6 protein-coding genes are annotated in these 9,323 nt (G+C 70.1%); 5 read left to right on the plus strand and 1 reads right to left on the minus strand.

The genetic code is table 11. From position 1 onward, the window contains the following. Nucleotides 1–61: 61 nt before the first annotated feature. On the plus strand, nucleotides 62–1,435 hold the full coding sequence (locus ACWC5O_RS26105; protein ID WP_450589472.1) for a S53 family peptidase: 1,374 nt from the start codon (nucleotides 62–64) through the stop codon (nucleotides 1,433–1,435). 163 nt (nucleotides 1,436–1,598) lie between these two features. Then, nucleotides 1,599–2,210: an AraC family transcriptional regulator gene (locus tag ACWC5O_RS26110; protein ID WP_450589474.1), complete on the plus strand. Its 612-nt coding sequence runs from the start codon at nucleotides 1,599–1,601 to the stop codon at nucleotides 2,208–2,210. Between the two features lie 195 nt (nucleotides 2,211–2,405). Here ACWC5O_RS26110 and ACWC5O_RS26115 read toward each other — a convergent pair whose 3' ends face one another. Beyond that, nucleotides 2,406–5,240, minus strand: coding sequence for a glycoside hydrolase family 3 C-terminal domain-containing protein (locus ACWC5O_RS26115; protein ID WP_450589476.1), 2,835 nt, complete (start codon nucleotides 5,238–5,240; stop codon nucleotides 2,406–2,408). 344 nt (nucleotides 5,241–5,584) lie between these two features. Here ACWC5O_RS26115 and ACWC5O_RS26120 point away from each other — a divergent pair, with 344 nt between their 5' ends. From ACWC5O_RS26120 to ACWC5O_RS26130, 3 genes are read left to right on the plus strand one after another with little or no spacing between them, the layout of a single operon-like run. Further along, nucleotides 5,585–7,309 (plus strand): extracellular solute-binding protein, encoded by a 1,725-nt coding sequence (locus ACWC5O_RS26120; RefSeq protein WP_450589478.1) that lies wholly within the window; start codon nucleotides 5,585–5,587, stop codon nucleotides 7,307–7,309. Beyond that, nucleotides 7,306–8,319, plus strand: a complete 1,014-nt coding sequence (locus tag ACWC5O_RS26125) for an ABC transporter permease (protein WP_450589479.1) — start codon at nucleotides 7,306–7,308, stop codon at nucleotides 8,317–8,319. The genes ACWC5O_RS26120 and ACWC5O_RS26125 overlap by 4 nt, the downstream gene beginning before the upstream one ends. Then, nucleotides 8,316–9,260 (plus strand): carbohydrate ABC transporter permease, encoded by a 945-nt coding sequence (locus ACWC5O_RS26130; protein ID WP_450589481.1) that lies wholly within the window; start codon nucleotides 8,316–8,318, stop codon nucleotides 9,258–9,260. Before ACWC5O_RS26125 ends, ACWC5O_RS26130 begins: the two co-directional genes overlap by 4 nt. The last annotated feature ends 63 nt before the right edge of the window (nucleotides 9,261–9,323 follow it).

The following is a 9,323-nucleotide window of genomic DNA, read 5'->3' on the forward strand; positions in this document are numbered from 1 at the left end:
CTCACTCGATGGGATGCGAGTCGACCACTTCGTCCGACTCACGGACCTCTCAGGGGAATTCATGCACATAGCCCGTACCGGGCGCGGCGTCGCGGCTTCCGCGGCCGCCACCGCTGCCCTCGTCGCCGCCGCGCTGGCGACCACCTCGCAGGCCGGCGTCACCGCCGCCGCGCCCGCCGCCGTACCGCACACCAAGGCGGTTCCGGCCATCGCAGGGCACACCCTGGTTCATGGCGTGGCCAGCCCGCTCCCGAGCGCGCAGTGCCAGGCCAAGTGGCACATCAACTGCTACAACCCGCTGCAGTACCGCACGGCGTACAACCTCAACCCGCTGTACCGCAAGGGCATCACGGGCAAGGGGCGCACCATCGTCATCGTGGACTCGTTCGGCTCTCCGACGGTCCAGCACGATCTCGACGTCTACAGCAGGCAGTTCGGCCTGCCCAGCACCAAGGTCAAGGTGGTCAAGTGGGGTCACGTCCCCGCCTTCGACCCCAAGAACTCCGACATGACCGGGTGGGCCGGCGAGACCACCCTGGACGTCGAGATGGCCCACGCCGTGGCGCCCGGCGCCAAGATCGTCCTGGTGGAGACGGCGGTCTCCGAGACCGAGGGCACCACCGGTCTCCCGGAGATGATGTCCGCAGAGAAGCACCTGATCGACCACGGCGTCGGCGACGTCATCACCCAGAGCTTCGGCGCCACGGAGAACACCTTCCCCGGCTTCAACCGGGGCGACTTCTCCAGCATCAAGAAGCTGCGCTACGCCTTCCAGGCCGCGAACCGGAAGCACGTGACCGTCCTCGCCTCGTCCGGCGACGGCGGTGCCACCGACATGAAGGCGGACGGCAAGCACTACTACGACAAGCGGGTCAACTCCTGGCCGTCCGCGGACCCGTTGGTCACCTCCATCGGCGGCACCCAGCTCCACCTGAACGACAAGGGTGAGCGCGTCAAGCCGGACAGCGTCTACAACGACTACGGCGCGGGCGGCGGCGGCCAGTCCCACGTCTTCTCCCGCCCGGGCTTCCAGGACGGCGTGAAGAACATCGTCGGCACCCGCCGCGGCACGCCGGACGTCTCGATGGCCGCCGCGGTCAACGGCGGCGCCTGGATCTACTCCAGCTACGACCCGACCGCCAAGGGTTGGGACGTCACCGGCGGCACCAGCGAGGCCAGCCCGCTCTTCTCGGGCATCGTCGCCCTCGCCGACCAGGCGGCGGGCCACCGGCTCGGCAACATCAACGCGGCGCTGTACAAGCTGTCCAAGCTCAGGAACACCGGCGTGGTCGATGTCAAGGACGGCACCGACAACAGCTACGAAGGTGTCACCGGCTACAAGGCCGTCAAGGGCTACGACATGGCCACCGGCGTGGGCACCGTGAACGCCCTCCGCTTCGTGACCGCCCTCGCCGAGGCGAGCCACCACAGCTGACGCGACACATCTGCAACGGGGCTTCCGCCGCCCCGTCGACGGCCCGGGTCCCGCACCCGGGCCGTTCGTCTGCCCGTGGGGCCACGGATCGCCGACCGGCCCGCGACCCCGGCACGGCGCGCCTGGGAAACTGCGCCTCCGTGCCGTACTTCGAGGAGACGCCGTGCAGGTAGCCGTGGTCACGTTTGACGGATTCAACGAGCTCGACAGCTTCATCGCCTCCACATTGATCAACCGGTGCCGCAGGGACGGCCTGGAGGCCTTCATCACGACACCGACGCCGGTGGTGACGTCCATGAACGGCGTCGAGGTGACCGGGCAGCGCCCTTTGGAGTTCGTGACCGAAGCCGACGTCGTGCTGATCGGCAGCGGGGTGAAGACGCGGGAGGTGGTCGCCGACGACCGGCTGATCTCCCGGCTGCCGCTCGACCCTTCGCGCCGGCTGATCGGTGCACAGTGCTCCGGCGCGCTGGTGCTCGCAAGGCTCGGGCTGCTGGACGGCATCCCCGCCTGCACGGACCGCAGGAGCCGGCCCTTCGTCGAGGCCTGCGACGTCACCGTGCTGGACGTGCCCTTCCACGCCGAGGGGAACATCGCCACGGCGGGCGGCTGCCTGGCGTCGCAGTATCTCGCCGCCTGGGTGATCACCCGAACGCTCGGGGAGGACGCGGCGCGCGACGTCATCGACTACGTGGCGCCGGTCGGCGAGAACCAGGAGACCGTCGAGCGCGCCTTGCGGGCTGTCCACGCGGGCGAGACCGCCGCACTGCGCTGACGGTGCCGTCGGACCGCAGACCTGGGCCGCGTTGACGTACCGGAGACGGTTGAGCCGGCGCCCACCGCCCCCTGGCTCATGGGAACCGATTTCATGTGGGCTGCGTGCGGCGCGGCCCGGGCGTCCGGGAAGGGGCCCGGCATCGCTGCCTTCCTGGTGCCGGGCCCCTTCCTGGCGCCGGGCTTCTCCGGACCCTCAACCGGAGAAGCCGACATGCGCGAGCCGCAGCGGGCCGCGCAGTCCGAGGTGGACGTCGTGCACGCCCTCGGTGACGATGCCCGCGCCCAGGGTGGTGTAGGTGTAGGCGTCCGCGGTGGGGACGGGGAGGGGCAGGGCGGCCAGTGGCGGGCCGCCGTCCAGGGACAGTTCCAGGACGCCCTCGCCCGCCAGCTGGGCCGTCACCTCGATCACGCCGTCGCCGAAGTCGCAGGCGCGGTAGACCAGTTCGGCCGAGCCGCCCCCCGCCGGGGTCACCGCGTCGCCCGCCGTCTTCGTGCGGTCGACGATCACGATGCCCGACTGCTCGTCGAAGTCCGCCGCCTCCAGGCCCCGTCGGACGACCGCGCGGGGCGCCGGGGGTTCGCCGTCGAGGGTGACGGTCGTACGCAGGCGGACGTCCTCGCTGGACGCGCCGAGCAGGAGGTCGTACGGGCCCTGCTCCAGACGCCACCCGCCCCGCGCCACATCCCAGAACTCGAAGGCGGACAGCGGGACTTCGAAGTGGAGTTCCGTCCGCTCGCCGGGTGCGAGCGTCACCCGGCGGTGGGCGAGCAGCTCGCGGCGCGGCCGGGTCACGGAGGGGTCCGCCGCCCGGGTGTAGAGCTGGGCGACCTCGTCGGCCGTGCGGTCGCCCGTGTTCGTGAGCGTGCAGGCGACGTGGACCGTGCCGTCCTGCACCCGGGTCGACAGGTCCGCGTAGGTGAAGGACGCGTACGACAGGCCGTGGCCGAAGGGGAAGAGCGGGGTGCCCTCGAAGTAGAGGTAGGTCTGCCGGCCGCCGATCACGTCGTAGTCGAGCAGGTCCGGCAGGTCGGCGTCGGACTCGTACCAGGTCTGCGGGAGACGGCCCGCGGGGGAGACGTCACCGGCCAGCACCCGGGCCAGGGCCGTGCCCGCCGCCTGGCCGCCGTGCGCGGTCCAGACGATGGCCGGCAGGCGGGACGCCGCCACCGCGTACGGGTACGCCGACGTCAGGACCAGTGCCGTGTGCGGGTTCGCGGCGCGTGCGGCGTGCAGCAGCCGCTGCTGGTGGGCGGGGAGGTCCAGGGTCGTACGGTCCTGCGTCTCGCGGCCGTTGATGTGCGGGTCGTTGCCCGCGACCACGAGGACCACGTCCGCCCGCTCGGCCGCCCGGGCCACCGCTTCCTCGCCCTCCTCCACCGTGATCACCTCGAAGACGTCGCCGGTCTCGGCAACCTTCACGCCGTCGGCGGCGACCGAGACATGGCGACCCGTGCCCAGGTGCGCGAGGAGGTGACCGTTCTGGTGCGGTTCCAGGCGGAACGTCTCCTGGACCACCCAGCCGCCCGGCTGGTCCGCGGAGGCGCGGACGTGGCCGTCCTCGGCGACGGACAGATAGCGGCCGTCGGGCGCGCGCAGGGTCAGGACGCCCTCGCCCCAGTCGACCAGCGCGAACTCGGTGCCGGTTGCGTCCGTGGTGAGCGGGGGCAGGTCGGTGCGGCCGGACAGCAGGGCCGGGTCGAGGGCGCCCTCGGAGCCGCGCGCCTCGTCGGGGGCGTCCGCGGGCGGCACGTGCAGGAAGGCACCGGCGGCGGTGCGCAGGCGGACGCGGTCCACGCCCTCCGCGAACTCCACCCGCTCGGCGCCGAAACGCTCGTACAGGCCCTCCAGGGGGGTGGACCGGTGCAGGAGGCTGCCGCTGTACCAGTCGAGCTTGCACTCGTCGGCGAGCAGGCCGACCACGGCGATGCGGGTGCCGGGCGCGAGGGGCAGCAGGTCGTCGTCGTTCTTCAGGAGGACCACGGCCTGTTCGGCGGCCTCCTGGGCGAGGGCGCGGTGGGCCGGGGTGTCGAACTCGCCGGTGCCCCGGTGCGGGTCGTAGTGCGGGTCGAACTCGCCGAGGCGGAAGCGGACCGACAGCTGGCGGCGGACCGCGATGTCGATGTCCGCCTCCGTCAACAGGCCCTGTTCGAGGGCGCCCTCGACCCGTGCGGTGATCTGTGTGGCGTCCGTGCCGTGGTCGGTGAAGCTGTCCACTCCGGCCAGCAGAGCGGCCGCGGTCGCCTCCTCGTGGGTGTCGAAGTAGTGCTCGGCCTCGACCAGGTTGGAGGGTGCGCCCGCGTCCGAGCAGACCAGCAGGTCCTCGTCGGTCCAGGCGCGCAGCTGGGCGCGCAGGTACGGGGAGACGTGGTTGGGGCGGCCGTTGACCAGGTTGTACGCGGGCATCACCCCGGCCACCGCGCCCGCCTCGACCGTCTGCCTGAAGGCGCGCAGGTCGTACTCGTGCAGCACGCGCGGGCGGACCGAGGCGGACGACGTCGCGCGGTCCGTCTCGTTGTTGTGGGCCAGCCAGTGCTTGAGGACGGGGGCGGTGCGCCAGTACGTCGGGTGGTCGCCGCGCAGGCCGTGCGTGTACGCCGTGGCGATCGCCGAGGTCAGCTTCGGGTCCTCGGAGTAGCCCTCCTCGTTGCGGCCCCACAGGGGGTGGCGCAGCAGGTTGACCGTCGGGGACCAGACGTTGAGGCCGACCCGCTCGTCGCGGGCGCGCATCGCCCGGACCTCGCGGGACACCGCCTCGCCGACCCGTCGTACGAGGTCCGGGTTCCAGGTCGCGCCGAGCCCCACGGCCTGCGGGAACACCGTCGCCGGGCCCATCCAGGCCACCCCGTGCAGCGCCTCCTGGCCGGTACGGAACGCGGCGATGCCGAGGCGCTCGACGGCGGGCGCGAACTGGTGCAGGAAGGAGACCTTCTCGTCCGGGGTGAGCCGCGCCAGCAGGTCGTCGATGCGCTTCGCGACCGGCAGCTGCGGATCGCGGAAGGGCGGGGTGGTCGGCGAGTGAACGGTCACGGGCGGTTCCCCTTGCGATGGAACGACGAGAAGCTTTCGAAGCGCTTCGATGCTCATTCGACCACCCGTGGACTGTCAAGGCACTGTGCCGAAACGGGCCGGACTTCTCAGCTGCAGGGCAAGAGGGATAGACGTCTTGCAGGCTGCCTGGCGCATCGGAGGAATCTTGGGAACGACCCTTGTGTGCCCCCAGGTGTTCACTTAACCTCGCAGCAACATCGAAGCGCTTCGACTGGCCGGCCAGCCCCCGCACTGCGAACGCTTCAGCTCAGCCAGATCCACTCGAGACACCGCAGCGACGGCCCACCGCCGGGTGTCCTGGTGCGCCATGAAGGGTTGACGCAATGACGCCGAACGCCGCCTCCGCTTCCTCCGCGCCCAGCCGGAGAGGCTCCCCCAGCCGGAGAAGCTCCCCCAGCCGGAGAAGCTTCCTCGCCTCCACCGCGGTCGCCGCCGCGGCGGTGACCGGAGGGATGCCGCTGCTCAGCGCCTGCGGCGGCGGACAGGAGGGCCGCAAGGAAGGCACCACCTCGGGCAAGGCGGCGCAGAAGATCCTCCCGGCGTACGTCGCCTCGAGCGTGGTGGCCCCGGACATCCCGGCGAAGAACGGCTCGGCGGCCGGCTTCACCCGGGCCGTCGCCATGGACCAGCTGAAGATCTCGGTCCAGAAGAAGCTCGGCAGCGGCGGCAAGCTGAAGATCATGGCCCCGCTGTGGGGCACCCCGCCGGACAACGGCAACCCGTACTACAAGGCCATGAACGAGGCCATCGGCGTCGACGCCACCTGGCAGAACCAGGACGGCAACACCTACGACGAGAAGCTGGGCGCCGTCCTCGCCTCCAGCGACATCCCGGACGTCGTGGTCGTCCCCGGCTGGAACCTGATGGGCAAGATACCCAGCGCCATCAACGCCAAGTTCGCCGACCTCGGCCCCTACCTGTCCGGCGACAAGGTCAAGGACTACCCCAACCTCGCGGCCGTCCCCACCGACGCCTGGCAGCGCGCCATCTTCGGCGGCCGGCTCCGCGCGATCCCGATGCCCGCCTCCTACGTCACCAACATCGCGCCCTTCTACCGCAAGGACGTCTTCGACAAGAAGGGCTGGCAACTCCCCAAGAGCACCGACGAGTTCCTCGCCTGGGCGAAGGAGGCCACCGACGCCGAGGGCGGGGTGTGGGCCTGCTCCGACATGAAGTGGACCGCGTTCAACGCCTTCGGCGTCCTGAGCGGCAGCGACAAGGCGCTGTGGTGGAACCTGAAGGACGGCAAGCTGATCAACCGGGTCGAGACCGAGGAGTACCTGGAAGCCCTGGAGTGGGCGCGCAAGCTGTTCGCCGCCGGCGTCGTCCACCCCGACGACAAGGCCGGCAAGACCACCAACCCGGCGAGCAACCGGTTCACCGCCGGCAAGCTCCTCGTCTACAACCAGGACCTGTCCGACTGGTACGGCAAGACCTCCGAACAGCGCACCCAGAACCCCGACTTCGAGATGGCCGCGATGGACGTCTTCACCCACGACGGGGGCGACCCGCTGCTGTGGGCGGTCCAGCCCGCGAACATCTTCACGTTCATCAGCAAGAAGGCCTCCAAGCAGCAGATCGAGGACTTCCTCGCGATCGCGAACTTCTGTGCCTCCCCGTACGGCACCAAGGAGTGGCTGCTCACCAACTACGGTGCGCAGAGCACCGACTTCACCCTGAAGAAGGGGGTGCCCAACAAGACCACCCAGGGTGTCAACGAGGTCGTCGGCGCCTTCGACTACACCGGCGACCCCGCCCCCTTCGTCGCCCACCCCGACTTTCCCGAGGTCACCCGGGGCATGGTCGAGTGGCAGCAGCGCATGGGCGCCTTCACCAAGAAGTCCTCCTTCTACGGCCTCACGATCACCGAGCCCAGCCGCTGGTCCAACCTGGCCGACAACTTCGAGCAGCTGGAGGACGACGTCGTGCGCGGCCGCAAGAAGGTCAGCGACGTGCAGCAGGCGGTGTCCGACTGGAAGAAGCAGGGCGGCGACGACCTGCGCGACTGGTACCGCAAGCTGCTCGACGACACCGGCTCGGCGAAGTGACCAGCACGGTTCCCCGCAGCAAGGCCGAGGCGAAGAGGGCACCGGTGGCGTCCCGCGTCACCGGGCGCCGGGGGCGCGGCGGAAGGCTCGGCCTGAGGACCAGGTTCCGGCGCGACCGCACGCTCATCCTCATGACGCTGCCGGTGCTCCTCCTGCTCCTGGTCTTCAACTACGTCCCGATCCTCGGCAACGTGGTCGCTTTCCAGGACTACGACCCCTACCTCAGCGACAACGGCTTCGTCGCCATGTTCCAGAGCCCCTGGGTGGGTCTGGACCAGTTCCAGCGGGTCTTCGAGGACTCGGAGTTCTGGCATGCGGTGCAGAACACGTTCGTGCTCTTCTTCCTCCAGCTGGTGCTGTACTTCCCGGTCCCGATCGCGCTGGCGCTGCTCATCAACAGCGTGATCAGGCCCCGGGTCCGCGCGGTCGCCCAGGCGGTCATGTACCTGCCGCACTTCTTCTCGTGGGTGCTGGTCGTCACCGTCTTCCAGCAGGTCTTCGGCGGCGCCGGCGTCATCGCGCAGACCCTGCGGCAGCACGGGCACTCCGGGTTCGACGTCATGACCGACCCGTCGGTCTTCAAGTACCTGGTGACCGCCCAGATGGTCTGGAAGGACGCGGGCTGGGGCATCATCGTCTTCCTCGCGGCCCTCGCCGCCGTCTCCTCCGACCTGTACGAGGCCGCCGCCATGGACGGCGCCGGACGCTGGCGCCGCATGTGGCACATCACGCTGCCCACACTGCGCCCGGTGATCGCCCTGCTGCTGGTGCTGCGCGTCGGCGACGCCCTCACCGTCGGCTTCGAGCAGTTCCTGCTCCAGCGGCAGGCGGTGGGACCGGACGCCTCCGAGGTGCTGGACACGTACGTGTGGTGGAACGGCATCCGCAACCAGGACTTCAGCTATGCGGCGGCGGCCGGCCTGATCAAGGGCGTCGTCGGACTGACCCTCGTCCTCGTGGCGAACAAGGTGGCCCACCTCATGGGCGAGCAGGGGGTGTACGAGAAGTGAGCGCCGTGGTCGACCGGACGCCGGTGGCGCAGGAGAAGCCGAGCAGGTGGGCCGCGCCGCCGCGGCCCGCGTGGGAGGAGGAGTCGGCGAAGGCCGGGCTGGCCGCGAAGGGGCTGGTCCTCGGCATCGCATGCTTCGCGATCCTCTTCCCACTGTGGATCGTGATCGTCACCAGCCTGTCCCCGAAGAAGGTCATCGACGAGACGGGCGGCCTGGTGGTGATCCCGAAGGGCGTCACCTTCGTCGCCTACCGGGAACTGCTCGGCGGCGGGCAGGTGCAGCGGGCCGCCCTGGTCAGCCTCGGGGTGACGCTGGTGGGCACGTTGTTCAGCATGGCGGTGTCGGTGCTGTGCGCCTACGGCCTCTCACGCCGGGGCTCACTGGGGCACCGCTGGATCCTGATGACCCTGCTGGCCACGATGTTCTTCGGCGCGGGCCTGATCCCGACGTACCTGCTGGTGCAGGCACTCGGCCTGACCGACACCTATCTGGCGCTGATCCTGCCCAGTGCCGTGAGCGTCTTCAACATCCTGGTGCTGCGCGGGTTCTTCATGGGCATCTCGTCCGAACTCATCGACAGCGCGCGGATCGACGGGGCGGGGGACTGGCGGATCCTGTGGCGGATCGTGCTGCCGCTGTCCCGGGCGGTGCTGGCCGTCATCACGCTGTTCTATGCGGTGGGGTACTGGAGTGCCTGGTTCAACGCGTCGATCTATCTCACCGACCAGAAGATGATGCCGCTGCAGAACGTCATGATCCAGCTGGTGCAGAAGCAGGAACGTCCGGTGGGGCTGGCCACCCAGATCAACACCGGTCAACTGTCGCCGCTGGCGGTTCAGATGGCGGTGATGGTGCTGGCGCTGCTGCCGGTGGCCGTGCTGTCGCCGTTCGTCCAGAAGCACTTCAAGAAGGGGATGCTGACGGGGGCGGTGAAGGGGTGAGGGCGCCTCCGGCGGTTCGGCCGTTCTGCGGCTGCGGGTGCGGATTCGCTGCGCGGGCAGCGC

The sequence above is a fragment of the Streptomyces sp. NPDC001450 genome, assembly GCF_053597295.1.

Coding starts and splice junctions, on each gene's coding strand:
- ACWC5O_RS26120 (WP_450589478.1), top strand. CDS start 5,585: ATGACGCCGAACGCCGCCTCCGCTTCCTCCGCGCCCAGCCGGAGAGGC.
- ACWC5O_RS26105 (WP_450589472.1), top strand. CDS start 62: ATGCACATAGCCCGTACCGGGCGCGGCGTCGCGGCTTCCGCGGCCGCC.